Source organism: Kocuria sp. BT304 (assembly GCF_003290245.1).
GTDB classification, from domain to species: domain Bacteria; phylum Actinomycetota; class Actinomycetes; order Actinomycetales; family Micrococcaceae; genus Kocuria; species Kocuria rhizophila_A.
Map to the genome: position 1 here is coordinate 2139848 of NZ_CP030039.1, position 24576 is coordinate 2164423.

A 24576-nucleotide genomic window follows, 5' to 3' on the forward strand; every position below is an offset into this window, starting at 1 on the left:
ACCTCCGCTCCACGGATGAGGCCTGAGGAGAGGTTCTGCCCGGGATTTCCGCGAGGATCACGGCAGAGCCTCTCCCCACGCGTCAGGGACCGCTCAGAACGCCCCGTACACCCGGCGCGAGTTGTCCCAGATCCGGCGGCACACGGTCTCCAGGTCCGCCTCCAGCAGCTGCGCCATCCCGCGGACGGTGTGGTTGACCATGTACGGCGCGTTGGGGCGGCCCCGGAACGGGTGGGGGGTGAGGAACGGGGCGTCCGTCTCGCTCAGCACCAGTGCGGGGTCCGCGACCCGCAGGGCCTCCTGCAGCGCCTTCGCGTTCTTGAACGTCACGGTCCCGGCGAAGGACATGTACCAGCCGTTGCGGTTGCACACCCGGGCGAGCTCCGCGTCCCCGGAGAAGCAGTGGAACACCGTGCGCTCGGGTGCTCCGGCGTCGTCCAGGATGCGCAGGACGTCCTCGTGGGCCTCGCGGTCGTGGATCTGCATCGCCAGGTCGTGGCGTTTCGCCAGCTCGATGTGCGCGCGGAAGGACGCCTCCTGCGCCCCCAGCCCCTCCTCCGGGGTGTGCGCCCGGTCCATCCCGGTCTCACCGACCGCGCGCACCCGGTCCTGCGCCGCGAGCGCGTCGATCTCCCGCAGCGCCGCCTCCAGCTCACCGCGGCGCGAAAGCTCCGGCGCCTCGTTGGGGTGCAGGGCCACGGCCGCGAGCACACCGGGCACCGCCTGCGCCGCGGCCACCGCGAACCGCGAGGACTCCACGTCGCACCCGGCCTGCACCACGCCGGCCACGGAGGCGTCCCGCGCGGTGGCCACGGCGTCCGCCACGGACACGCGCACCAGCCCGTCCTGCATGTCCAGGTGGGTGTGGTTGTCCACCACCGGGTGCGGCAGGGGCTCGGGCAGCGCGGGGAAGCGGAGGTTGCGCTTCTGCCCGTGGACGTCCGTGTCCGCGCGCCGCTCGGTGCCCTCCCCGCTGGGCACGTCCGCGGCCAGCGCGTACTGCTCGGGGTCGTAAGCGGCGGGCGTCCCACCGGGCACGGGCTCGGGGCGCTCGCCGTGCGGCCAGAGGGACTCGGTCAGGGCTGTCTCGATCACGGCACCACGATAGGCGACGACGCCGCCCGGCCCGTCCGCGCCGGCCCGCACCGTCCGGTCCCGGCACCGCCCACGGACCCGGATGCGGGGTGCAGCCGCAATGCACGCGGACCTGCACAATTCCTGAGACCATGGTCCCCGGACCACCCCCGCCCCCCATGCCCGTGAGACGAGGAAATATGGAGCAGTTCGCCGCCCGCACGAAGGCCGTCCTGGACCGCATGAACGCGGTCATCGACGGCAAGCCCGCCGAGACCCGCACCGCGCTGACGGTGCTGCTGGCCGGGGGCCACCTGCTGGTGGAGGACGTCCCGGGCGTGGGCAAGACCATGCTCGCCCGGACGCTGGCGGGTGCGATCGGCGGCACGGTCAGCCGCGTGCAGTTCACCCCGGACCTGCTGCCCACGGACATCACGGGTGTCTCGGTGTACGACCAGGTGCGCCGGGAGTTCGAGTTCAAGCCGGGGCCGGTGTTCGCGAACATCGTGATCGGGGACGAGATCAACCGCGCGTCCGCGAAGACGCAGTCCGCCCTGCTGGAGGCCATGGCGGAGGGTCAGGTCACGGCGGACGGCACCACGTACCGCCTGCAGTCCCCGTTCATGGTGGTGGCCACGCAGAACCCGGTGGAGATGGACGGCACGTTCCCCCTGCCCGAGGCCCAGCGGGACCGTTTCACCGCGCGGATCTCCATGGGCTACCCGGATGCGGACGCGGAGGTCGCCATGCTCTCCGAGCACGGTTCGGGCTCTCCCCTGGCGGATCTGGCCCCCGTGCTGGACATCGACCAGGCCCGCGAGCTCGTGCGCCACGTAGCCTCCCTGCACGTGTCCACCGCGGTGCGCCGCTACATCGTGGCGCTGTGCCAGGCCACGCGCTCGCACCCGCACCTGCGCCTGGGGGCGAGCCCCCGCGCCGCCCTGCAGCTGCAGGCCGCCGCGCGCGCCCACGCCGCCCTGGCCGGCCGCGCCCACGTGCTCCCGGACGACGTCAAGGACGTGGCCGTCCCGGTGCTCGCCCACCGCCTGATCCTGGAGCGCCGCTCCGGGGCGGACAGCGCCCAGGACATCGTGCGCGGGATCCTCGACGACGTCCGCGTGCCCACCGAAGACGCCCCGCAGACCCGATGAGGTCCACCGGCGCCACGGCGCGCGTGGACTCGCGCGCCAAATTCACGGTGCGCGGGTGGTGCTTCCTGGCCGCCGCCGTGCTGAGCCTGGCGGCCGCCACATGGCTGGGCCGCAAGGACGTCCTGGCCCTGTCCCTGTTCCTGGGGGCCGTTCCGCTGCTGTCCTCGCTGGCCATGTGGCTGGTCAAGCCGCGCGTGCTGCTCAAGCGCTCGGTGGACCCACCGCTCGTCACGCTCGGCGACGCCGCCCAGGTGGCCCTGCGGGTACGACGCCGCTCGGCCTTCGGATCCCGCGACCGCACCCGGGCTCCCGGCCGGGACGGCGGGGGTGCCGGGCGGGGCGCCACGAGCTCTGAGCGCGCGGCCGTGGACGTCCACGAGGCGGTGGACCCGCTGCTGGGCCGGGACCGCGACTTCTCCGTGCCGGTGTCGGGGGTGCCCGTGGCGTACACGGTGCGCCCGCGGCGTCGTGGGATCCACGAGCTGGGCCCGGCCACGGTGCGCGTGAGCGATCCGTTCGGTGTGGTCACCGAGCTGCTGGACGTGGCCGAGCGCACGTCCCTGCACGTGGCCCCGGACCCGCAGGAGCTCACCGAGCACGGGGCCACGCTCGCCCGGGAGAGCGGCGGCGAGCTGTCCCGGCGGGCGCAGCCGCAGCCCGGTCCGGACAACGTGACCACGCGCGAGTACCGCCACGGTGACCCGATGCGCCGGGTGCACTGGGCGGCGTCGGCCAAGCACGGGGAGCTGATGGTGCGCCAGGAGGATCCGCGCAGCACCCGCGAGGCCGTGCTGGTCCTGGACGCCGCGGCACAGCACTGGCCCGGCGAGCGGATCCTCGCGGGCGTGCTGGACTCCACGGAGGAGTTCGAGTGGGCGGTCACGGCCGCGGCGTCCGTGCTCGAGCACCTGACCCGCCGCGAGACCGTGGTCCACGCCCTGGACGACCAGGGCCGCGCCCTGCCCCGCGGGGACTCCGGCTCCACCGAGCGCCGCGACACCGCCGTGCGGGACGACGCCGCCACCGAGGTGGTCCACGGGCTGTCCCGGGCGGCGCTGGTCCCGCGCCCCGAGCCGGGGGCCGCGCAGGACCCGCTGGCCTCCCGCCTGGAACGGGAGGGGCTGGACCACCCCGTGCTGCTCTTCTCGGGTGCCCTCACCGCCGAGGCGGGGCAGCGCTACGTGCGGGCCACGGCGGGCACCGCCGCGTGCTCCGCCGTGCTGGTGGTGGCCCCTCCCCTCGTGCGCCCCGCCGGCGCGGACGTGCTCGAGGCCGCGGGCTGGTCCGTGGTGCTCGTGAGCCGCTGGACGGACGTGGACGCCGCGTGGCTGGCCGTGGTGGGCGGTGGCTCCCTCATGGCTCCCCCGCCCCCGCAGCCGGGCGCGCCCCAGCTGCACATGGACGACGTGCTGCGGCGCACCCGACGGAGGACCACCGCATGACCCCCCACGACAGCTCCCCCCGCCGCACCCCGTGGGACCGCACACCGGCGGACCGCACGCCGGGTGACTCCGCGGCCCCCGGCACCGCGAACACCGGCACTGCGAACCCCGGGATCGGGTCCACCGGCGCCGGGAACCCGGCGGGGCGGCGTCGTCGCAGTGGCGCGCCGGGCCCGGGCGGGGCACCCCGCCGCGCCACCGCAGAGCCCTCCAAGACATCCGACGCGCCCACCCCGGCCCCCGCCGCGCGGCCACGGGTGGTGGAGCTGACCGTGCTGCTGCTCGTGACCACCGCCCTGGGCTGCGCAGGGATGGCCGGTGCCCTGGACGGTGGCTGGTGGGTGTGGCCCGTGGCCGCGACCGTGGTGACCGTGCTGCTCGTCACGGGCGTGGCCCGGTGGCTGCGGCTGCCGTCGGTGCTCGTGACGGTGCTCGGGCTCGCCGCGCTGCTGCTCGCGCTGACCGCGCTGCACCTGGGGGACCACGCGCTGCTGGGCTTCATCCCCACCGGGGGCACGTTCTCGGCGGCAGCCCAGCTGTGGCGGGGCTCCGGGGACTTCGTGGCGCACGACGCCGCCCCGTACGGTCCCGATCCCGGCCTCGCCTTCGTGCTGAGCGTGCTGGTGGGTCTCGTCACCGTGTTCATGGAGACGGCGCTCGTGGGCCTGCGCATGGCGGGCCTCGCGTGCCTCGGGCTGCTCGCGCTGCTCGTGGTGCCCGCGCTGACCCTGCCGGGCAGTGTGGGCGTCCCAGGTCTGGCCGCGGCCGCCCTCGCGGCCCTGGCCCTGCTGGCCGGCTCGCGCATCTGGGGGGCCACCCGGGCGCAGCGGATCGCCCCCGCGCCCGGCGGGCTGCCGCGTGCGCTGCTGGTGGTCGCGGGGGTGCTCGCTGTGGTGCTGCTGGTGCCCTCCGTGATTCCCGGCTTCTACAACGGTGCGTTCCCGCAGGGCAGCTCCCTGACCTCGGACCGGGCCTCCGGCGTGGGGCCGCTGCGCGCCGTGGGGCAGGACCTGCGCTCGGACGAGCGCACCCGGTGCTTCAGCTACACGAGCTCCGATGACCAGCCCCAGTACATGCGTCTGCTCACTCTCTCCGACTTCTCCCGGGACGAGTGGTTCCCGGACACCGACGGCCTGGACGAGGACCTCACGCGCCTGGGTGCGGCCGCGCGGGACGCGGTGCCCGGCGGGCGCGAGGTCACAGCCAAGGTCAGCTTCGAGGACTACACCGAGCACTGGCTGCCCACCCCCTACGCCCCCGCGGACGTGGCCGGGCTGGGCACCGACGGCTGGGGCTGGAACCCGCGGGACCTCTCGGTCTACAGCGCCTCCACGGGCATGTCCGGGGCCGGCTACACGGTCACCGCCGTGCTGCCGGACGCGACCCCCGACGCGCTGCGCGCCGCACCGCCCGCCGCCGACGACGCCGCCATGGCCGAGTACCTGCGCCTGCCCGCCGACCGCCCGGGCTCGGTGGCCGACGCCGCCCGCCAGTACACGGAGGGAGCACGCACCGACTACGACCGCGCGCTCGCGATCCAGAACCGGCTGCGCAAGGACTTCCGGGAGGACATCGACGCGCCACTCGCCCAGGGCTACGACGCCGGGGGCATGGGGTCCCTGGACACCTTCATGCGGACCCGCGCGGGCTACTCCGGGCACTTCGCCCCCGCCATGGCGCTGATGGCCCGCGAGGTGGGGATCCCCTCCCGGGTGGCGGTGGGCTACCTGCCCACGGCCGCCACCACGGAGGAGGACGGCGGCACGTCCTTCCCGGTGGGCACCGGGGACGCCCACGCGTGGCCCGAGCTGTACTTCGAGAAGATCGGGTGGGTGCGCTTCGAGCCGACACCGGGTGTGCCCAGCACCCCCGGCTACGCACCGGAGTCCGCGCCGGACCCCGCGGACGGTGCGTCGCCCTCCGCATCCCCCTCCGCGACGCCGAGCACCTCAGAGCAGCCGCGGAGCACCCCGCCGAGCACACCGCAGTCCTCGGAGACCGGCGGCGCCCCGAGCCCGCAGCCGACCGTGGCCCCGCAGCAGCCCGATGCACCGCCCCAGCAGCCGGTCGGGTTCGCCGTGCCGTGGTGGCTCGCCGCCGCCGCGGTGCTCGTGCCCCTGCTGCTCGTGCTCGCGGTGCTGCCGCGCTGGCTGCGCGCCCGGCGGCGTCGTGCCCGGACGGCCGCGATGGGCGACGCCGCGCTGTCCCCCCAGCGGCGCGCCCACGCCGCGTGGGACGAGTTCGTGGCGCTCGCACGCGACTACGGGGTCACCGCCCGCCCGGCGGACACCCCGCGGGTGCGGGCGCGACGGCTCGCGGAGGGCATCCCGGCGGCGCACGAGTCCGTGGACCGCGTGGTCACCGACCTCGAGACCGCGAGCTACGGTGCGCCGGACGCCGGGTGGACCCCCCGCACCACTCCCGAGGACCTCGCGCGGATCCGCGAGCAGTACCGGAACCGCGCACCCCGCGGGCAGCGCTTCCGCGCGACGTGGTGGCCGGCGTCCCTGCGGCGCGACGCCCGCCGCTGACCCGCCCCTCGCCGCGCAAAGCGGGGTGCGCGGCCCGTCGCGGGCGCTCGCACCATCCGCTTGCGCGGGGGAGGCTGCCCCGCCCGGCCGTGGACACCGCACGGGGCTGCGCCCCCCGCGCGGTGCGTGAGCGCCGCACGTCCGGGGAGTCCGTCCGGGCAACGCAACCTGCGCCACCCATGCCTGCAGCGCGTCCGGGCGGCGGCCACGGACGGCTACGTCGGGCTGTGGTCAGTCCCGTCCGCGGGCGGCGACGACCGCGTCGTAGAGGTGCCGCGTGCTCACCCCGCGCTCGGCGGCGACCTCGCGGGCCGCGGCCTTGAGCTTGATCCCGTGCGAGGCCACGCGCGCCTCGACCTCGGCCACGAGGTCCTCCGGGGCGGGTGCGGGGGCCGGGGCGGCGCCGTGGAGCACCACCACGATCTCCCCGCGCACCTGGTGCCCGGTGGACCACGCGACCAGACCGTCGAGGTCGTCGCGCAGCACCTCCTCGTGCAGCTTCGTCAGCTCACGGCACACGGCGGCACGGCGGTCCCCACCCATGGCGTCGCGCACCGCAGTGAGCATCTCGGCGAGCCGGTGGGGGGACTCGTAGAAGACCATCGTGCGCTGCTCGGAGCTCAGCCCCGCGAGCACCGCCGCGCGCTCCCCCGCCTTGCGGGGCAGGAAGCCCTCGAACGTGAACCGGTCCGTGGGCAGCCCGGACACCGCGAGCGCGGCCAGCACGGCCGAGGGGCCGGGCAGCACCGAGACCGTGAGGTCCGCCTCCGCCGCGGCCCGCACGAGCGGAAAACCGGGGTCCGAGACGGTGGGCATCCCCGCGTCGGAGAGCACCGCAACCGTGCGCCCGGCCCGGACCTCGTCCAGCAGCTCGTCGGTACGGGCGTTCTCGTTGTGCTCGTGGTGGGTGACCACCCGTCCGCCCACACTGACTCCCAGGCCGGCGGCGAGCCGGTGCAGGGTGCGGGTGTCCTCCACGGCCAGGACGTCCGCGGTGCGCAGCACGTTGCGTAGGCGGTCGGAGGCGTCAGAGAGGTTGCCGATGGGTGTTCCCACCACCACCAGGGCGCCCTGGCCGTGCTCGGGGGTCTCGTGTGCGGGGGCAGATGTTCGGGAGCTCACACGTCCACTCTACGAACCCGCGGGCCCCGCCGGTGGCAGGCGGCGCGGTGGCGGCGGGCCGCGGTGCCACGCCGGATCCTCCCGAGCTCGGGCCCTACCATGGGTCCGTGCCCTCGACCGTCTTCTCCCCCGCAGCCCTCCGGCACCCCGACGGCTCCCCCGCGTCGCCGCGCGAGCTGCTGCTGCCCGCCGTCACCCGCCTCCCCCGCTGGTGGTGGGTTCCCCTGGTGCTCGTCACCGTGCTGGGCGGCGTGCTGCGCTTCGTGGGCCTCGCCTCGCCGCACGCCGTGGTCTTCGACGAGACCTACTACCTCAAGGACGCCTACTCCCTGCTGCTGCACGGCACCGAGCAGCAGTGGCCCTCGGGGGCGGACGAGGGCTTCGTCTCCGGGGCCGTCCCGGACGTCCAGGACCAGCCGTCCTTCGTGGTGCACCCGCCGCTCGGCAAGTGGCTGATCGCCGTGGGGCTGTGGCTGTTCGGCCCCGAGGACCCGTTCGGATGGCGCTTCTCCGCCGCGGTGGTCGGCACACTGTCCATCGCGCTGATCTGGTGGGCCGGGTGGCTGCTCTTCCGCTCGGTGTCCCTGGCCACGATCGCGGGGCTGCTCACGGCACTCGACGGCCTGCACCTCGTGGAGTCCCGCCTGGCCCTGCTGGACATCTTCCTGATGTTCTTCCTGCTCCTCGCCTTCGTCCTGGCGCTGCTGGACCGGGACGACGGACGACGCCGCCTGGCCGCCCGTCTCGGCGGCTCCCCCCTGGGTCCGTGGCTGGGGGTGCGGTGGTGGCGGATCGCCGCCGGGGCCGCGTGCGGGGCGGCGGCGGCCGTGAAGTGGAACGCGCTGTTCAGCATCGCCGCCCTCGGGATCCTGGTGGTGCTGTGGGACATGAACGCCCGGCGGGTGGCCGGCGTCCGGCACTGGTTCACCGGTGCGGTGCTCAAGGACGGCCCGTGGGGCTTCCTCACCGTGATCGGCACGGGCCTGGTGACCTACGTGCTCATGTGGTCGGGCTGGCTGGCCACGAGCGGTGGCTACGACCGCACCTGGGCCGAGCTCAACCCCGGGCAGGGCCCGCAGTGGCTGCCCCCGGCGCTGCGCTCCCTGTGGGAGTACCACGTGGCGGCGTACTCGTTCCACACGGGGCTGGACTCCCACCACACGTACATGGCGGGCCCGGCCACGTGGCCGTTCATGCTGCGCCCCACGTCCTACTACTACGAGTCCCCGGGGGCGGGCACGGACGGCTGCACGGTGGACGCGTGCAGCCAGGCCATCCTCAACGTGGGCAACCCCGCCGTGTGGTGGGTGGGGATCCTCGCCGTGCTGCTCGGCGTGTGGCTGTGGGCGGGCCGGCGCGACTGGCGCTTCGGCGCCCTCGTGGGGGTCTGCGCCGCCGGGTACCTGCCGTGGTTCCTCTACCCCGAGCGCACCATGTTCTTCTTCTACGCGCTGTCCTACTTCCCCGCCGTCGCGCTGCTGATCGCCGGGGCGGTGGGGGTGCTCACGGGCAGGCTCGCGGTGCCGCGGCACGGGGCCACGGCCGGCACACCGGTGGCCGCGGCACACGAGCACCGGATCACCGGCGTGTGGGCCCAAAGGTGGCGGGCGGTCACCGTGTGCTACCTGCTCCTGGCGGTGGCCCTCGCCGTGTTCTTCTGGCCCGTGTGGACCGCCCAGACCATCCCGTACGAGCACTGGCGCTGGCGGATGTGGTTCAGGTCCTGGATCTGAGGGGCCGGGCCCGCCGCGCCGCGAGCAGCATGGTGGCGAAGGCACCCAGCAGGCTCAGCACGGCCACCGTGACCGCGGCGTCGATCCAGAACTGCGTGGGGTAGAGCCGGATCAGGGTGTCCGTGACGCTGAACGTCCACGTGCCCGAGCTGAAGAACAGGGAGTGGAACCCCGCGAAGAAGCTCTCCCACCCGAGCGCCCCGGCCACTGCGGCGAGCACGAGCAGCCCCACAGTGAGCCAGGAACCCGCGAACCACGCGGCGGAGGCGGTGCCCGGTGCCCGCCGGTGCAGGTGCAGGGCCGCCGCCGCACTGAGCACGGCGAGGACCCCCGCGAGCAGCAGTCCCCACTGCATCACGTGCTGCACGTCCGTCATGTGGGAGACCTCCGCCGGGGTGAAGGCCATCCCGCCCTCGGGGCTCACGAGTCCCCCCAGGTAGGAGGGCGGGGCGAGGTTCATGATGTAGTCCAGCCCGTAGGAGCCGAACGCCATGCGCTCATCGGTCCCCATTCCCCAGCGGTCGGTGGGGAAGCCGGGGCGGTGGTACTCGAGCCACAGGAACGCGGGGGTGGCCACGAGCCGCACGGCCAGCGCGAGCCACAGCACGGGCAGTGCGAGCGCGAGGAAACCCTGCAGCACCCGCTGCACGGCGGTGGGGCGGGCCCAAGGGGCGGGGGCCACGGCGGAGCTCACGGTCGGATCACCAGTTCCCGTGCCAGTTCTCGTCCGCGTAGTGCTCGAACGGGATGTTCCAGTCCCCGTAGCCGTCGTCGGGATCGGCCTGCGGGTAGTCGGTGTTCACCACTTCCACCATGTCCCCGGGGCGGAAGGTGTCGAAGATGTACTTGGCGCCCTTCGGGGGCATGCCCACGCAGCCGTGGGACACGTTGGCCACCCCGAGCACGGGCCACGCCGAGGGCAGGGCCTGGTGGATGAACTCTCCGCTCCACGTCAGCCGCGACACGTTGGACGCGTCGAACGGCGGGTAGTAGTGGGGGTCCCCCGGCTTGAGGTGCAGGGAGGAGGCCTTGAAGGAGTAGGACGCCGCCTGCTCCAGGATCACCTTCTTGCCCGTGGTGGAGGGCCACTCCGGGTTGCCCAGCGTCACGGGCCAGCTGCCGGTCTGCTTGCCGTCCACGTAGGCCACGAGGGTCTTGGTGGTGTTGTCCACGTACGCCCGCTGCTCGGGACCGGTCTTGAAGGTCACGGTGGTGTTGCCGTTGCCGATCATCCCGTTGCCGAGGTCGGTGCCCAGGATGTCCGCAGAGATCTTCACGGAGGAGTTGGGGGTCCAGGGCTTGTCCGGGCGGAAGCGCAGCTTGCGGTCCGAGTACCAGCGGAACTCGCCCTTCTCGTGGGCGCCCTCCACATGGATGGCCTTCTCCACAGCCTCCTTGTTGGTCACGGGTTCGGAGAACGTGAGCTCGGGGATCTGCCACACGCCGTAGGTCTGGCCGTCCTTGACGTTGAGGCCCACGTCCGCCTCGTGGGCGGCGTCCACCGTGGTGAACCCGGAGCTGCCCGTGCTCTCCCGCTGCCCGTTGCGGGCGGTGTACGCCACCGTGTAGGTCTCGTTGAACGCGAGCGGGGCGGAGGAGCGCCATTCCGAGTGCGCGTCGTTCCACGCGCCCTCGGCCTTCTCCCCCGTGCTCGCGGCCGTGACGCTCACGTCGGTGAGCTCCCCCGCGCTCGTGCTCACCACCACGGGGTCCGCGGGATTCACGGCCGTGGCGTCGGCACTGGGGGCCACGGTCACGGCGGGGCTCGCCTGGGCGTCCGGGGCGTTCGACCCCGAGGGCGACGGCGCTGCGGCGTCGTCCCCGGCGGCGCAGCCGCCCAGCGCCAGCACGGCCGAGAGACCGATGGCACCCAGGGACACGGCGCGGACGGACCGGCGGCGAGGAGCGCGGGCGGACGTCGTGGCGGGTCCGGGTGCCGTGCGGTGGTCGGGGTGCGGAGACGTGGTCATGAGTACCTCACAGTGGGGGTGCCCGCCCCGGGGCCAGGGACCGGGCCCACCGGTCAGGGGCGCCGCCAGTGCGGCATGCGCAGGGCGTCGGGGAGGGGAACGGAGCGCGGCTGCGGATCCTGGTGCTGCGGGGCGTCCGCCGCGGAACGCGTGACCCCAGGATACCCGGGAACGCGGGCCGTGGGCTCCTGCCGGGATGCGGAGGCGCCGTCCCCGGCGGGGTCATCGGCGGCACGGGGCCCGCCCAGCTCGGGGTCGGACCCGCGGTAGGAGACGTCCCGGAGCACGCGCGCGCCGGGACGGGCCGCACCGAGGGCGGGGCCCCGCGCGGGTGCGCGCCGCACGGCGGGTGCCTCGTCCTGGCGCACGGCCTCCACGACGTCGTCGAGGTCGTCGCGGTCCCACCCGCCGGGGGCCTCGAGGCGCACGACGCGCCAGCCGCGCGGAGCGGTGAGGGCGTCGGCGTGCACCGGGCACAGGTCGTAGGCGTGCGGCTCACGCCGCGCGGAGAGGGCGCCGATCACCGCGGTGGAGTCGGAGTAGACGTAGGTCAGCGTGCACACGGCGTCCCGGTTGCACGTCTGCTTGGAGCACGAGCGCTTCGGCGCCACGGGTTCCCGCACGGGACTCAGCGTCCCCGGCGGCGCAGCCGGCGCCGCTCGCGCTCGGACAGCCCGCCCCAGATGCCGAACTTCTCGTCGTTGGACATCGCGTAGTCCAGGCACTGCCCGCTCACAGGGCACGCCTCGCACACGCGCTTGGCGTCACGGGTGGAGCCGCCCTTCTCGGGGAAGAACGCCTCGGGGTCGGTCTGGGCGCACAGGGCGTCGGTCTGCCACGCGAGCTCGCCCTCGGCGTCGCCCTCGCTCACCGAGTACAGCCCGGCCACGGCCTGCCACACGGACGCGTCCACGCTCTGGACGTCGTGGACCTCCATGGCGCTGAGGTCCTGCGCGGCGGGGGCGGGGGGCTCGGGATCGGGAGATTTCTTGCTGTCCGAGCGCAGCAGCACGTCCCCGGCGACCTCGGGGTGGGCGGCGAGGAACGCGGAGGCGAGGTCGTCCAGGGTGGTGACCCCGGCGGCTCCGCGGGCCTGGTCCACGGGGTCCACGAACCAGTCGGCGGGGACCGGGCTCACGGCCGACTCGGGCTCCGAGTCCTCGCGCCCGTCGATCCGGCGGCGTGCGGCCTCTCCCATGTCAGTCCTTCCGTCCCACGCGTTCGCTGTCTCGTGCCCTCAACCAGCCCGGTTGACCCGGCCGGGATCGCGGACATCGCCATCGGGCTCCCTCCGTGGGCCGGGTGGACCATCTAATTACACGTGTGTAAGTCCCGGCGAGTCAAGCCGAGTACCCTGGGGTTGCCCGGCTGCTCGGCGCGCCGTCCGCCCGGCAGCGGCACTGTCACTTACCCTAAGGAGTTTCTGCGTGGGACGCACACCGAGAGACCTGGACGAGGCACTGCGACAGCTTGCCGAGCGCCCCACCCCCGCGCTGGTCTGGCGCAGCGGCCCCGAGCGCGTGGAGCTCTCGGGGCGGGTGCTGGTCAACTGGGTCGAGAAGTCCGCGGGCCTGCTCGCCGACGAGCTGGACGTGGCCGCCGGGGACCTCGTGAGCATCTCCCCCGTGCCCCACTGGCGCCTCGTGGTCCTCACGCTGGCCGCGCTGCGCGTGGGCGCCGCGGTGCGCTTCACGCACCACCCCGAACCGGACGCGGTGCTCCACGCGCACCTGGAGACCCACCCGGACGACGACGCCGCCGCGCAGCTGCTGCTCATCGTCGCCGAACCCGCGCTGGCGTTCTCGTGCGCCCGCCCCGTCCCGGACGGTTCCGTGGACTTCGCGGACGAGGTGCGGGCCATGCCCGACGTCTACTCGGGCTTCGAGACCCCCGATCCCGCCGCTGCGGCCCTGGACTCCGGCACCACGCACGGTGCGCTCGTCGGTGCCGCGCTGGCCGCCTCCCCGGAAGTCGCGGGCACCACGGTGCTGATCCCGCTGCACGACGGCTGGGGCGATGCCGAGCTGCTGCGCATGCTGGGCACCGTGGTCTCGGGCGAGGCGGTGCTGATCACCGCGGGCCCGGAGGACGCCTCGGCGGACGTGCTGGCGCAGGAACGGGCCACCACCGCCTGAGCCCGCGCCTCGCGCGCGGTGGCGGACCGGCGGGCCCCGCGACGGTGAGGACGCGCGATCGGAAGGTGGCGCTCAGGAGGCGCGGCGGACGTCGTCGTCCGTGGGATCCGTGTCCGGGGCGGGGCCGGAACCGCCCGGACGCCCGTGCTGGGAGCCGCGGTGGGCGGAGTCCGGGTGGACCACCGGCATCTGGCCCGTGATGAACGCGAACTCCTCGTCCGGGCTGTCCGCGAACTCGGGGTCCGCGTCCAGCTTGGTGCTGAACACCCAGAAGCGGTAGGCGAAGTAGCGGAACACCGTGCCCAGGATGGTGCCGATGATCGTGCCGGAGACGAAGGACGCCGTGGCGGAGGTCAGGCCCAGGACGTAGTAGCTGACCCCGAGGCAGCCGAGCTCGATGGCCATGCCGATCCCATTGGCCACGAGGAACTGCACGAGCTCCTTCTTCTTATCGTCCTGGCGCTTGTCCCGGAACGTCCACATCCGGTTGGCCACCCACGAGAAGATGATGGCCACCACCGTGGCCACGACCTTGGCCTTGATGTGGCTGTCCGCGAAGTAGGGGGTGTGCATGAGCAGCCACACCAGGCTCGCGTTGATCACGAACGCCGCCGCACCCACCAGACCGAACTTGGTGAGCTCTTTGACGAACAGTTCCCACAGCGCGTGCGCGCGGTCAGCCAGGTTGCTCAAGGATTCGTTCTCACTCTGCTCGTCGGGGACGGTGCATCCGGGCGGGCCCGGCACGGTGTCGCGGCTCGCGGGACGCCCCGGTGGACACCGGGCGATGGTGTGCATCGTACTCCGACATGACTGGGCATCGGCTGGGACGATAGCCTGATGCGGTGAATCCTTCCCTTACCGGTCCTGTCGTCGGCGTCGTGGGAGGCGGGCAGCTCGCCCGCATGATGGCCCCCGCCGCCACCGCTCTCGGCGTGGAGCTGCGCGTGCTGGCGGAGGGCCCGGACACCAGTGCCGCGGCCGCCGTGGCCACCGCACCCACGGGCGATTACACCGACCTCAAGGCCCTGCGGCACTTCGCCGCGGACGTGGACGTGCTCACCTTCGACCACGAGCACGTGCCCACCGAGCACCTCGAGGCGCTCGAGGCCCAGGGGGTCGCGGTGCGCCCGGGCCCCGCGGCCCTGCAGCACGCCCAGGACAAGCTGGTGATGCGCCGGGCGGTGCAGCGGCTAGGTCTGCCCAACCCCCGCTGGGCCGAGGTGCACTCCCCCGAGGAGCTCGTGACCTTCGGCGAGCGCGTGGGCTGGCCCGTGGTGCTCAAGACCCCCCGGGGCGGCTACGACGGCAAGGGCGTGCTGCGCGTCGTGACGCCGCAGGACGCCTCCCGCGGCACGGCCGCCGAGTGGTTTGCGCGCAGCGCGGCCGCGGGTGGTCAGGGTCTGCTCGCGGAGGAAGCTGTGGCCTTCAGTCGCGAGTTGTCCGCCATGGTGGCCCGCCGCCCCTCCGGGGAGACCGTGGCGTGGCCCGTGGTGGAGTCCATCCAGGTGGACGGCGTGTGCGACGAGGTGATCGCCCCCGCCCCCGGTCTCGACCCCGGTGTGGCTGCCGCGGCCCGGGACGCCGCCGTGCAGCTGGCCGAGGAGCTCGGGGTCACCGGGGTGATGGCCATGGAGCTGTTCGAGACCCCGGACACGGACACGGGCTTCGCGGTCAACGAGCTCGCCATGCGACCCCACAACTCCGGGCACTGGAGCATGGACGGTTCCGTGACGGGGCAGTTCGAGCAGCACCTGCGCGCGGTGCTCGACTGGCCGCTGGGCGCCACGGACCCGGTGGCGGGCGCGGCCGTGATGAAGAACGTGCTGGGCGGGGCCAACGAGGACCTCTTCGCGGCGTACCCCGAGGCCATGGCCGCCGAGCCGCGCGCCAAGATCCACACGTACGGCAAGGCCGTGCGCCCCGGCCGCAAGGTCGGCCACGTCAACGCCGTGGGGGGCTCCCACGAGGTCGAGGCCCTGCGGCGGATTGCCGCCCGGGCGGCGTCGACCCTGCGCGAGGGCGGGTCCGCGCGGCGCTGCCCCGACCTGAACCCGCGACCGGTGGACGCGCCGTGGGGTGCGGTCCCGGACGCCCAGAACGAGGCGCCCCTGGTGGGCCTCGTCATGGGCTCCGACTCGGACTGGGCCACGATGTCCGCCGCCGCGGAGGCCCTCGAGGAGCTCGGCATCCCCTACGAGGCGGACGTGGTCTCCGCGCACCGCATGCCCACCGAGATGCTCGAGTACGGGCGCACCGCCCACGAGCGGGGGCTGCGCGTGGTGATCGCCGGGGCCGGGGGTGCCGCGCACCTGCCCGGGATGCTCGCATCCGTGACCCCGCTGCCCGTGATCGGCGTGCCGGTGGCCCTGAAGACCCTGGACGGCATGGACTCCCTGCTCTCCATCGTGCAGATGCCCGCTGGCGTGCCCGTGGCCACGGTGTCCGTCAACGGCGCGCGCAACGCGGGCCTGCTGGCCGCGCGCGTGCTCGGCTCCGCCCCGGACGTCGGCGGCGAGCAGCTGCGGGAGCGGCTGCAGGACTTCGCGGCGGAGCTCGCCGAGACCGCGCACCGCAAGGGCGACTCGCTGCGGGACACCGTGGCCCGCGGGGCCACGTCCGGACGGTGACGCCGCGGTATCGGTCCGCGCGCACGGACCGGGGCGCCCGACTGTCCCGACGCCGAGTCCGCCCGCGCCGGGCGCCGACGAACCCCACGTGCTGCCCGCACGGACGGAGGACCTGGATCCGCGCGCGCGGAGCGCCGTCGCTCGCCCCCTCGAACCAGGTCCGCACCCAGGTCCTGAATCTGCGCACGCGGAGCGCCGTCCCACGTGCCGATCGCGGGGCGCCGTTGCGCGAGAGTCCGGCCGCGCCCCCTGCCCCGACTCCCCTGCCCCGGGCGTGTCGGCGGGGATCCAGGTGAACAGGGCACAATGGGCGCGTCGGAGTCCGCCCCCGCAGCACCGGACCCCGATCCGGCGGGCCGCTCCCACGGCCCCGCCGGCGCACCGACTTCCCCTCCCGCTCGGAGTTTCACGTGAACGGATCGACCGACCGCCCCGACGGCGCTGACGCGCACCCCACGGCCACCCGGGCCTACGAGGAGGTGCCCGCGGGCGCCCCGTCCCGGGGCACCCCGCCACCGGACCCGCAGCCCGGGGACGACTCCCCGCACCCGGCGGGAGCCACCGCGGCGCGCGACCCCGAGGACGGACCGCGGCGGACCCGCTCGCGCGTGGGCGACCCCCTCACGAGCCCCCGCTTCGCGGCACCCGCGACCCGCACCAGGCGGGCGTGGTGGCTGCTGGGCGCCACGCTGCTGGTCCCCGGCTCGGCGCAGCTCGTCGCGGGCCGGCGGGGCCTCGGGCGGATCGCGGTGCGCGTGACCGCCGTGATGTGGGCCCTGCTCGTGGCCGCGCTGCTGCTGTTCTTCGTGTGGCGCACCGCCCTGGTGTGGCTGCTCACCAACTCCGTGACCAGCGCGCTGCTCATGTACGGGCTCGTGGCGCTGGCCATCGGGTGGGTGCTGCTGTGGTTCGACACCCTGCGGCTCATCCGCCCCGGGATGCTCAGCACACCGGTCCGCAGGGCCGTGGTGATCGTGACCGTGCTGGCCATGCTCGTCACGGGCGGCGGGCTGGGCTACGCGGCGCACGTGGTGTCCGTGGCCCGCCACGCGGTGTCCGGGATCTTCGGCGGCGGCATGCCGTTCGCGCCGTCCGAGGGCCGGTACAACATCCTGCTCATGGGCGGGGACGCCGGCGCGGACCGCGAGGGTCGGCGCCCGGACTCCATGACCGTGCTCAGCATCGACGCCTCCTCCGGGCAGACCGTGACGGTCTCCATCCCCCGCAACCTGCAGAACGTCCCCTTTCCCTCGGACTCCCCCATGCACGGGGTGTACCCGGAGGGGTTCAACTGTGGGGACGAGTGCATCATGAACGCCATCTACACGGACGTGATGCAGAACCACAAGGACCTCTACGGGGGTGTGGAGGATCCCGGCGCGCAGGCCACCAAGGAGGCCGCGGAGGGCGTCACGGGGCTGAAGATCCAGGCGTACGCGCTCATCGACATGGACGGCTTCGAGGCCTTCGTGGACGCCATGGGCGGCATCGACCTCACGGTGGGCGGGCGCGTGCCCATCGGCGGCGGCACCAACCTGGACACCGGGGAGAAGAACCCGATCCTGGGCTGGATCGAACCGGGCACCCAGCACATGGACGGCTACCACGCCCTCTGGTACGCCCGTTCCCGCGAGGGCGCCACGGACTACGACCGCCAGGCGCGCCAGCGCTGCGTGCAGGCCGCGATGCTTGCGCAGCTGGACCCGATCACCGTGGTCACCAAGTTCGACGACCTCGCAAGCTCCGGCCAGCAGATCCTCGAGACGGACATCCCGCAGTCCTCGATCGGGGCGATGGTCACGGTGGCCACGAAGGCCCAGCGCCACGAGCTGCAGTCCTACGCGGCGGGCCCGCCGTACTACGACCAGTCCTTCCCCACCTACCCCGACTACGCGCAGTTCCAGTCGGACCTCGCGGGTGTGCTGGAGAAGGCCAACGGCGACGACGCCCAGGCCGGTGCGCGCGGCGGCACCGCGTCGTCGTCGTCCCCCGCACCTCCCGACGCCGCCGGGGCGCCCGCCGCGCGCGGGGTCTCCGTGATCGGCGCCGGGCCGGGCGTCGGCACCGCGGCCGTGGTGCCCGCGGGCCTGAAGGTCCCCGCACAGGAGGAGCTGTCCCCGAACGGAACGTGCTCCGTTCCCCAGTGACGCGCCCCCGGGGTGGTGTCCACCGGCACGCGCCCGGCCGCGCGTGACCCGGATCCCAGCGGGACGGGACGGGCTCATCGGTACAGTGGGGGCGTGGCGAATATCCTGCAGTCCCCCGAGTGGGCACAGTTCCAAGAGAGCATCGGACACCGGGTCGTCCAGGCGGAGGGCCCGGGGTGGCGCTACCTGGCGACCGTGGAGGGCGGGCGCACCGGGCGGTACCTGTACTGCCCGTACGGTCCGGAGGCCGAGACCCCCCAGGCCTTCGACCTCGCGCTGGCGGACCTCGTGGCGCAGGCGAAGGCCCACCGCTGCTGGTTCGTGCGCGTGGAGCCCGTCAACGGCCACACGGTGGACGGGATCGAGACCCCGGAGGCGTCCCTCGTGCGCCGCGGCATGAAGCGGGCGCCGCGGCAGGTCCAGCCCGGGCACACCCAGCTCATCGACCTGCGCAGGGACCCCAAGGACCTGCTCAAGAACATGAAGTCCACCAACCGCAACCTCTACCGCAATATCCACAAGAAGGGCGTGCGGATCGAGCGCTCTGAGGACCCCGCAGACGTCCGGCACCTGCTGCGCTTCCTGGACGAGACCGCCGCACGGCGCAACTTCAACCGCCAGCAGGACGACTACCTGCGGGCCGCCGCGGAGTCCCTCATGCCCGCGGGCGCGGCGAGCCTGTACCTCGCCACGCTGGACGGCGAGCCCATTGCCGCGTCCCTGGTCTACGACTCCGAGGACACCCGCACGTACGCGCACGCCGCCATGGACCAGGAGCACCGCAGGCTCTCGGCCGGGATCCCCCTGGTGGTGACCATGATCATGGACGCCCGGGAGAAGGGGCTCACGTGGTTCGACCTCTTCGGCACCGCCCCCGAGGGCGCGGGACCGGAGCACGAGTGGTACGGCTTCACGTCCTTCAAGAAGTCCTTCGGCGGCGAACCCGTGGCCTATCCCGGCACGTGGGACCTGCCCGTCTCCCGCGCGGGCTACGCGGCCTACAGCGGTGCCCGCGCGGCCCGCGAGGCCGTGGGCACGGCACGGGGCAAACTGCGGGAGCTGCGCGAGCGGAGGGCCGCGGCGTGACGCGTACGGCACTGGTCACGGGCGCCACCGGGGGCATCGGCCGGGCGTTCACCCGGGCCCTGCACCACCGGGGGTGGTCGCTCGTGCTCACGGGCCGCAGCCCCGAGAAGCTCACGGCACTGTCCGAGGAGCTCACGGGCGGCGCCGCCCGCACCGTGGCCGCGGACCTCGGCACGCAGGACGGCATCGATGCCCTCGTGGCCGTGCTGGAGAGCACTCCCGTGGACCTGCTGGTGAACAACGCCGGGTTCGGGACCCACGGTGAGTTCGCGGCGGCGGACCTGGACCGGGAGCTCGAGGAGCTCACCGTGAACGTCCGCGCGCTCATGACCCTGACCCACGCCGCGCTGCGCTCGATGACTGCGACCCGCAGCGGCGCGATCGTGAACATCGCGTCCGTGGCGGGCTTCCAGCCGCTGCCGTCGATGGCCACCTACAGCGCGTCCAAGGCGTTCGTGGACCGGTTCTCGCTCGCCGTGGGTGTGGAGGCCCGTCCGCACGGCGTCCGGGTGCTCAGCGTGAATCCCGGGCCGGTGGACACGGACTTCTTCGCGGTCGCGGACGCCTCCGCGATCGACCTGGGCCGCTCGGCGGACCCGGCGGACCTCGTTGCCGCCACGCTCGACGCTCTGGACCGCGGCCGTTCCCGGATCGTGTTCCCGCGGGCCTACCACGTGCTGGACCGCGTGGCGGGGCTGCTTCCCCCGTCCCTCACCGCGCGCGTGGCCAACCTGGTGTCCGGGCGCTCCTGATCCGCCCCGGGCGCGCCGACCACCGGAGGGCGCGCTCCCGGCTGCTGCCCACCGACTGATGGAGCCCGGCTGATGGACCCCGACTGATGCCGTACCGGCTGGGCGGGCCGCGGGTGGCTCGGCTACCAGCGGGCGGCGTCCCGCACCGCGGCGCGGCCCTCGGCCACCGCCCGGCGCAGCAGCGCCACGGACGGGTGCTCGCCGCGCGCACGGGCCGCATCGTCAGGTGCGCCGTCCCGGTGCTGGGGCTCCGACGCGGAGTCCAGAGGAGACGCCTGGCCGGTCGTACCGTCCGGCTCCGCAGCCTGGGCCCCTCGACGGCCCCGAGCCTGCCTGCGGAACGGCGTCCGACTACGCCGCTCGCGCGCCTCGTCCCGCCCCTCGCCCGGACGCCCGCTCGTCCCTGCGGTGTCGTCGTGCCGCACGAGGTCCGGATCCGCGTCGACCGCCGAGGCAATGGGCGTGACCGTGGCCAGGGACTTGTGCTCGCGGTTCTCGGGACCCTGCTCCCCCGGTGCAGCGGCCGGACGACCGTCCTCGCCCCCAGCCGCTGCGCGGGACGCGGCCGAGCGGCCGTCCCCGGCAGGACCGGGGTCGGTGGCGCGATCGACGGACGCCTCGGTGAGGGCGGTCCCGCGGGCGTGGCCCGAACCCGTGCCGACGGGCTCGGCGGCCTGCGTTCCCGTGGGCTGCACCGGGTGCTCGTGGGCGGCCACGTCGGCAGCCGCCGCGACCGGGACGCCACCGGCGACGGGCGGGACCGCCGGGCCCTGAGGCGTCGTCGTGCGACGGCGGCGGGAGCGCCGGGACGCACGGGAGACCGGCAGCAGCTCCTCCGGGGCCGCGCTCCTGGCCCGGCGGCCCAGGAAGCGGTGGCGCGCTTTCTCCGCGCGCCCGGCCACCTGGAACTCGCCCACCAGGGGGTACTCCCACGTGCCGAGCACCTCGTGGTCCTCGGTGGCCAGCTCGCGCAGCACCATGGGCTGCCCGGGCTGGTCGGGGTCCCCGGCGAGCACCTTGTGGACCTGGCGCTGCTGCAGCTGCACGAGCCCCGTGAGCAGCAGGGCGTCGTCCACGCCCAGCTGGCGGGCGCGGTCCGTGAAGCCGGAGCGGTAGATCATGGCGGACTCGCCCGTGTGCACGAACCAGAGGTAGCCCAGGGCGGTCTCGGCACCCTCGTCGGGGGTCTCCGTGGCCACCAGGAACACCGAGTTCTCCCCCACGGCGCGCAGCAGCTCGCGGATGTGCTGGGTGCGCAGGCCCACGTGGCTGAGATCCCGGTCCGAGGCGTTGACCCGCCGCACGCGGACCCCGGAGTCGCGCAGCCCGGCGCGGCAGCGCTGCAGAGTCTCGGAGGACAGCCTCTTGGACAGCTCGCCCTCGGTCTCCCCGAGGCGCACGAGCAGGTGGCGCGGGCCGGCCTCGCCCCGGCGCGGCCTGTCACGGCGCCGGTAGCCCGCGGCCTCGAGCTGCGCGGCGAGCTCCACGGTGGCGTGGGTGTCCGGGCTCACCCGCAGCACGGCGGCCCCGTGGGCGTCCCGGGCGTGGTCCTGCAGGGCGGCCAGCACCGCCACGAGCTCGCGGGGGTTCTTCACGTGCAGGGACTTGGCGTCCACCACCGTGTGGCGGTCCTCGGCGTGGACCAGCAGCTGGCCGTAGCCCACGGTCTGCTCGTCACGGTCCACCGCGACGCGCTCCACACCGACCCGCTCCCCGGTGAGCGCCTCGGCCTCACCGATGCCCCACAGCAGCTCGGGGTGCCCGCCCGTGACGCGCACCCGCGCGTCCCAGGTCTTGCGGTTGCCGCACGGGGACACGGTCAGCGCCACGGTGTTTCCTCTCCTCGGGCCCGATGCATCGGGGTCAGCATAGCGGCCGCACACGGACGCGCGTGCCCACCCGGGACGGGGTGGACACGCGCGCTCGTGTGCGGCGGGACGGGCGGTGCTCAGCCGTTGAGCCGCTCGTACTTCTCCCACTTGCGGGCCAGGTGCTCGGCCTCGACCATGCGCACCGTGCCGGAGTGCGAGCGCATCACGATGGACTGGGTGGTGATGGTGCGGCCGCGGTAGCGCACGCCGCGCAGCAGGTCCCCGTCCGTGATGCCGGTGGCAGCGAAGAAGCAGTTGTCGGAGGTGACCAGCTCGTCCGTGGTGAGGATGCGGTCCACGTCCAGCCCGGCCTCGGCGGCCTTCTCCCGCTCGGCCTCGTCCGTGGGGGCCAGCCGGCCCTGGATCACGCCGCCGGTGGCCTTCACGGCGCACGCGGTCACGATGCCCTCCGGGGTGCCGCCGATACCCATCATGATGTCCACGCCGGTGCCCTCGCGGCACGCGGCGATCGCCCCGGCCACGTCCCCGTCCAGGATCATGCGGGTGCGCGCACCGGTGGCGCGGATCTCCTCCACGAGGCCCTGGTGGCGCGGGCGGTCCAGCACGCACACGGTCACCTGGTTGGGCTTCACGCCCTTGGCCTTGGCCACCAGGTGGATGTTCTGCTTCACGGGCAGGCGCAGGTCCACCATGTCCGCGGCCTCGGGGCCCACCACGAGCTTGTCCATGTAGAACACGGCGGAGGGGTCGAACATGGACCCGCCGTCCGCCACGGCGATCACCGCGAGCGCGTTGTTCATGCCCAGCGCGGTCAGCCGGGTGCCGTCGATGGGGTCCACGGCCACGTCCGAGGCCGGTCCGGCACCGCTGCCCACCTGTTCACCGTTGAACAGCATGGGGGCTTCGTCCTTCTCGCCCTCGCCGATCACCACGGTGCCGTTGAAGTCCACGGTGGAGAGGAACGAGCGCATGGCGTCCACCGCCGCGCCGTCCGCCCGGTTCTTGTCCCCGGCGCCCACCCAGTGCCCGCCCGCGATCGCGGCGGCCTCCGTGACGCGCACCAGTTCCAGTGCCAAGTTCCGGTCCGCCACATTTCCCGAACCCTGTTGGGTCGTCTCTGCCACGTTGTTCCTCACCTTCGAGTTTCGGCCGTGCCCCGGTCCGCCCGCTGCGGGGACCCGGGGGCACCACCACGGGTGTCCCCAGCATATCCCCGGCCCGCCCTGTTGGGCCGGTCCGCGCGGGCACGGCACAATGGAGCGTGTGAGTTCCTCTGCTTCCCGCCCCGGCCCGGGCCCCGACGACCCCCGTTCCGCGCACGCGGGCTCCCCCGACGACGACGCCGCACCCCGGCTCGATCCCGGGCGTCCCCTGGGCGACGGCGCGGGCGCGGCGCCCGAGGGCCCACCGTCGGAGGCCCCGGCATCCGAGGGCCCCGCAGCCGAGGGACCGGCACCCGAGGGCCCCGCATCGGCGGACCCCGGCGAGCAGGAGCAGCCCGTCCCGCAGCTGACCAGCAAGCAGGCCGCGCGGCTCAACGCCCCCATCCGGGGCATGGTGATCTCCATGGTGGTGCTGCTCCTGCTGCTGCTGCCGTTCCTGTGGCTGCAGCCCAAGCCGGACGCCCAGCCCTACCGCGCGGACGTGGACGTGAGCCAGGAGGCCAAGTTCGCCGGGGACCAGGCCTCTTTCACGCCCGCGGACCCGCAGCTCGGGGACGACTGGAGCGCCAACTACGCCAAGTGGACCGCCACGTCCCAGGACGGTGTGCCCCTGTGGAACGTGGGCTACCTCTCCCCCGACTACCACCTGGTGGACATGGTCCAGACCGCGGAGTCCAACCCCACGTGGCTCGCGCAGCGCACCGAGCTCATCCCGCAGACCGGACAGAAGACCGTGGACGGTGTCACGTGGCACCAGCACCACCGGGACGCGGACGGCAAGCAGGAGGAGTTCACCGCGTGGGTCGCGGACCTCAAGGACTCCACCGTGGTGCTCACCGGCAAGGCCCCCGAGGCCGACTTCGAGCACGTGGCGGCCGCCCTGGCCCACTCCTGAACCGTTCTCCCGCGGTCCGGGTGCACGGGTGCTCCCCGGAATCCAGTGCCGCGCCGCCCGCGGTGATCCGGGTGCGGGTCTACCCTGGAACCGGCGCGCGCCGCAGCGGCGTGGCACCACCCCACCCGCCGAGCACCCTTGGAGTTCCAGCGTGAGCACTCACACCACCACCGCAGACCAGAGCCCCCGCACCCCGGTGGAGGCGTGGCACGCCCTGCAGGCCGGCAACGCCCGCTTCATCTCCGGGGACAAGCTGCACCCCCACCAGGACGCCCAGCGCCGCGAGAGCCTCGCGCAGTCCCAGAAGCCGTTCGCCGTGATCTTCGGCTGCTCGGACTCCCGGCTGGCCGCCGAGATCATCTTCGACCTGGGCCTCGGGGACGCCTTCGTGATCCGCACCGCCGGGCAGGTCATCGACAACGCCGTGCTGGGCTCCCTCGAGTTCGCGGTGGACGTGCTCGGCACGCCCCTGATCATGGTGCTCGGTCACGACTCGTGCGGTGCCGTGACGGCCACCCGCAACGCCGTGGAGTCCGGCGAGCTGCCCACCGGCTTCCAGCGCGACCTCGTGGAGCGCATCACCCCGTCCGTCCTGCAGGCCCGGCGCGCCGGGGACGCGGACCTGCAGGACATGGTGGTGGAGCACACCAAGCAGACCGCGGCGCGGATGCTGGACCAGTCCACCGTGATCTCCGGGGCCGTGGCCCGCGGGGACGCCGCCGTGATCGGCGTGTTCTACCACCTCGCGGACGGCAAGGCCGAGCTCGTCTACAGCGAGGACCCCCGGATCAGCTAGCCCCTCCGGGGTGGCGGGGCGCACCGCGTCCGGCGGCACCCGGAACGCAGGCGCGCCGGACGGCGGCGCACGGAACCCAAGCACGCCTGACGGCGGCACGCGGGCGGGCGACGGCGC

General features: G+C 74.1%; 20 protein-coding genes and 1 pseudogene. 12 read left to right on the plus strand and 9 right to left on the minus strand.

What is annotated here, in order from left to right; translation table 11 throughout:
- Positions 1 to 93 precede the first annotated feature (93 nt).
- Positions 94 to 1095 carry a TatD family hydrolase gene (locus tag DNL27_RS09465; RefSeq protein WP_204360286.1) on the minus strand — a complete coding sequence of 334 codons (1002 nt, stop codon included), beginning with the start codon at positions 1093 to 1095 and terminating at the stop codon, positions 94 to 96.
- A gap of 179 nt (positions 1096 to 1274) precedes the next feature.
- On the opposite strand from DNL27_RS09465, the gene DNL27_RS09470 reads away from it, so the two are divergent.
- From DNL27_RS09470 to DNL27_RS09480, 3 genes are read left to right on the plus strand one after another with little or no spacing between them, the layout of a single operon-like run.
- The gene (locus tag DNL27_RS09470) at positions 1275 to 2225 is read left to right on the plus strand and encodes a MoxR family ATPase (protein WP_041297392.1); all 951 of its coding nucleotides are present in this window, start codon (positions 1275 to 1277) and stop codon (positions 2223 to 2225) included.
- Positions 2222 to 3667, plus strand: a complete 1446-nt coding sequence (locus DNL27_RS09475; protein ID WP_112235396.1) for a DUF58 domain-containing protein — start codon at positions 2222 to 2224, stop codon at positions 3665 to 3667. The genes DNL27_RS09470 and DNL27_RS09475 overlap by 4 nt, the downstream gene beginning before the upstream one ends.
- Positions 3664 to 6198, plus strand: a complete 2535-nt coding sequence (locus tag DNL27_RS09480) for a DUF3488 and transglutaminase-like domain-containing protein (RefSeq protein WP_239494326.1) — start codon at positions 3664 to 3666, stop codon at positions 6196 to 6198. The genes DNL27_RS09475 and DNL27_RS09480 overlap by 4 nt, the downstream gene beginning before the upstream one ends.
- 231 nt (positions 6199 to 6429) lie before the next feature.
- Here DNL27_RS09480 and rsmI read toward each other — a convergent pair whose 3' ends face one another.
- A complete protein-coding gene (rsmI, locus tag DNL27_RS09485) occupies positions 6430 to 7320 on the minus strand; it encodes a 16S rRNA (cytidine(1402)-2'-O)-methyltransferase (protein ID WP_112235397.1) in 891 nt (296 codons plus the stop codon).
- Positions 7321 to 7427: 107 nt separating this feature from the next.
- On the opposite strand from rsmI, the gene DNL27_RS09490 reads away from it, so the two are divergent.
- Positions 7428 to 9053 (plus strand): dolichyl-phosphate-mannose--protein mannosyltransferase, encoded by a 1626-nt coding sequence (locus DNL27_RS09490; RefSeq protein WP_239494327.1) that lies wholly within the window; start codon positions 7428 to 7430, stop codon positions 9051 to 9053.
- On the opposite strand, the gene DNL27_RS09495 is transcribed toward DNL27_RS09490, so the two are convergent.
- From DNL27_RS09495 to DNL27_RS12485, 4 genes are read right to left on the minus strand one after another with little or no spacing between them, the layout of a single operon-like run.
- Positions 9037 to 9747, minus strand: a complete 711-nt coding sequence (locus DNL27_RS09495) for a TIGR01906 family membrane protein (RefSeq protein WP_112235399.1) — start codon at positions 9745 to 9747, stop codon at positions 9037 to 9039. The two genes, DNL27_RS09490 and DNL27_RS09495, sit on opposite strands and share 17 nt — an antisense overlap.
- Before the next feature lie 7 nt (positions 9748 to 9754).
- Positions 9755 to 11023, minus strand: a complete 1269-nt coding sequence (locus DNL27_RS09500; protein WP_112235400.1) for an Ig-like domain-containing protein — start codon at positions 11021 to 11023, stop codon at positions 9755 to 9757.
- Positions 11024 to 11076: 53 nt separating this feature from the next.
- The gene (locus DNL27_RS09505) at positions 11077 to 11646 is read right to left on the minus strand and encodes a DUF3499 family protein (protein ID WP_012398815.1); all 570 of its coding nucleotides are present in this window, start codon (positions 11644 to 11646) and stop codon (positions 11077 to 11079) included.
- Positions 11647 to 11651: 5 nt separating this feature from the next.
- A complete protein-coding gene (locus DNL27_RS12485) occupies positions 11652 to 12221 on the minus strand; it encodes a WhiB family transcriptional regulator (protein WP_112235401.1) in 570 nt (189 codons plus the stop codon).
- Between the two features lie 229 nt (positions 12222 to 12450).
- On the opposite strand from DNL27_RS12485, the gene DNL27_RS09515 reads away from it, so the two are divergent.
- Positions 12451 to 13158: a TIGR03089 family protein gene (locus DNL27_RS09515; RefSeq protein WP_112235402.1), complete on the plus strand. Its 708-nt coding sequence runs from the start codon at positions 12451 to 12453 to the stop codon at positions 13156 to 13158.
- Positions 13159 to 13230: 72 nt separating this feature from the next.
- On the opposite strand, the gene DNL27_RS09520 is transcribed toward DNL27_RS09515, so the two are convergent.
- On the minus strand, positions 13231 to 13851 hold the full coding sequence (locus tag DNL27_RS09520; RefSeq protein WP_239494328.1) for a GtrA family protein: 621 nt from the start codon (positions 13849 to 13851) through the stop codon (positions 13231 to 13233).
- Positions 13852 to 14063: 212 nt separating this feature from the next.
- On the opposite strand from DNL27_RS09520, the pseudogene DNL27_RS12490 reads away from it, so the two are divergent.
- From DNL27_RS12490 to DNL27_RS09540, 5 genes and pseudogenes are all read left to right on the plus strand, one after another.
- Positions 14064 to 15182, plus strand: a pseudogene (locus DNL27_RS12490) (5-(carboxyamino)imidazole ribonucleotide synthase); the annotation flags it as partial.
- Positions 15183 to 15284: 102 nt separating this feature from the next.
- A complete protein-coding gene (gene purE, locus DNL27_RS12495) occupies positions 15285 to 15788 on the plus strand; it encodes a 5-(carboxyamino)imidazole ribonucleotide mutase (RefSeq protein ID WP_255416991.1) in 504 nt (167 codons plus the stop codon).
- A 410-nt stretch (positions 15789 to 16198) separates the two neighbouring features.
- Complete coding sequence (locus DNL27_RS09530; protein ID WP_112235405.1) at positions 16199 to 17935, plus strand: LCP family protein; 1737 nt, start codon at positions 16199 to 16201, stop codon at positions 17933 to 17935.
- A gap of 93 nt (positions 17936 to 18028) precedes the next feature.
- The gene (locus tag DNL27_RS09535; RefSeq protein WP_112235406.1) at positions 18029 to 19021 is read left to right on the plus strand and encodes a peptidoglycan bridge formation glycyltransferase FemA/FemB family protein; all 993 of its coding nucleotides are present in this window, start codon (positions 18029 to 18031) and stop codon (positions 19019 to 19021) included.
- A complete protein-coding gene (locus DNL27_RS09540; protein WP_058954624.1) occupies positions 19018 to 19773 on the plus strand; it encodes an SDR family oxidoreductase in 756 nt (251 codons plus the stop codon). Before DNL27_RS09535 ends, DNL27_RS09540 begins: the two co-directional genes overlap by 4 nt.
- 122 nt (positions 19774 to 19895) lie before the next feature.
- Here the strand turns inward: DNL27_RS09540 and DNL27_RS09545 are convergent, their stop codons facing one another.
- Positions 19896 to 21602 (minus strand): hypothetical protein, encoded by a 1707-nt coding sequence (locus DNL27_RS09545; RefSeq protein WP_112235407.1) that lies wholly within the window; start codon positions 21600 to 21602, stop codon positions 19896 to 19898.
- Between the two features lie 119 nt (positions 21603 to 21721).
- Positions 21722 to 22729, minus strand: coding sequence for a class II fructose-bisphosphatase (glpX, locus tag DNL27_RS09550; protein WP_041297395.1), 1008 nt, complete (start codon positions 22727 to 22729; stop codon positions 21722 to 21724).
- A 130-nt stretch (positions 22730 to 22859) separates the two neighbouring features.
- On the opposite strand from glpX, the gene DNL27_RS09555 reads away from it, so the two are divergent.
- Both DNL27_RS09555 and DNL27_RS09560 read left to right on the plus strand, forming a co-directional pair.
- Positions 22860 to 23663, plus strand: coding sequence for a DUF4245 domain-containing protein (locus DNL27_RS09555; protein WP_239494329.1), 804 nt, complete (start codon positions 22860 to 22862; stop codon positions 23661 to 23663).
- A 151-nt stretch (positions 23664 to 23814) separates the two neighbouring features.
- Positions 23815 to 24459, plus strand: a complete 645-nt coding sequence (locus DNL27_RS09560; RefSeq protein ID WP_012398826.1) for a carbonic anhydrase — start codon at positions 23815 to 23817, stop codon at positions 24457 to 24459.
- Positions 24460 to 24576: the final 117 nt, after the last annotated feature.

Coding starts and splice junctions, on each gene's coding strand:
- DNL27_RS09470 (WP_041297392.1), top strand. CDS start 1,275: ATGGAGCAGTTCGCCGCCCGCACGAAGGCCGTCCTGGACCGCATGAAC.
- DNL27_RS09475 (WP_112235396.1), top strand. CDS start 2,222: ATGAGGTCCACCGGCGCCACGGCGCGCGTGGACTCGCGCGCCAAATTC.
- DNL27_RS09480 (WP_239494326.1), top strand. CDS start 3,664: ATGACCCCCCACGACAGCTCCCCCCGCCGCACCCCGTGGGACCGCACA.
- DNL27_RS09500 (WP_112235400.1), bottom strand. CDS start 11,023: ATGACCACGTCTCCGCACCCCGACCACCGCACGGCACCCGGACCCGCC.
- DNL27_RS12485 (WP_112235401.1), bottom strand. CDS start 12,221: ATGGGAGAGGCCGCACGCCGCCGGATCGACGGGCGCGAGGACTCGGAG.
- purE (WP_255416991.1), top strand. CDS start 15,285: ATGGGCTCCGACTCGGACTGGGCCACGATGTCCGCCGCCGCGGAGGCC.
- DNL27_RS09555 (WP_239494329.1), top strand. CDS start 22,860: ATGGAGCGTGTGAGTTCCTCTGCTTCCCGCCCCGGCCCGGGCCCCGAC.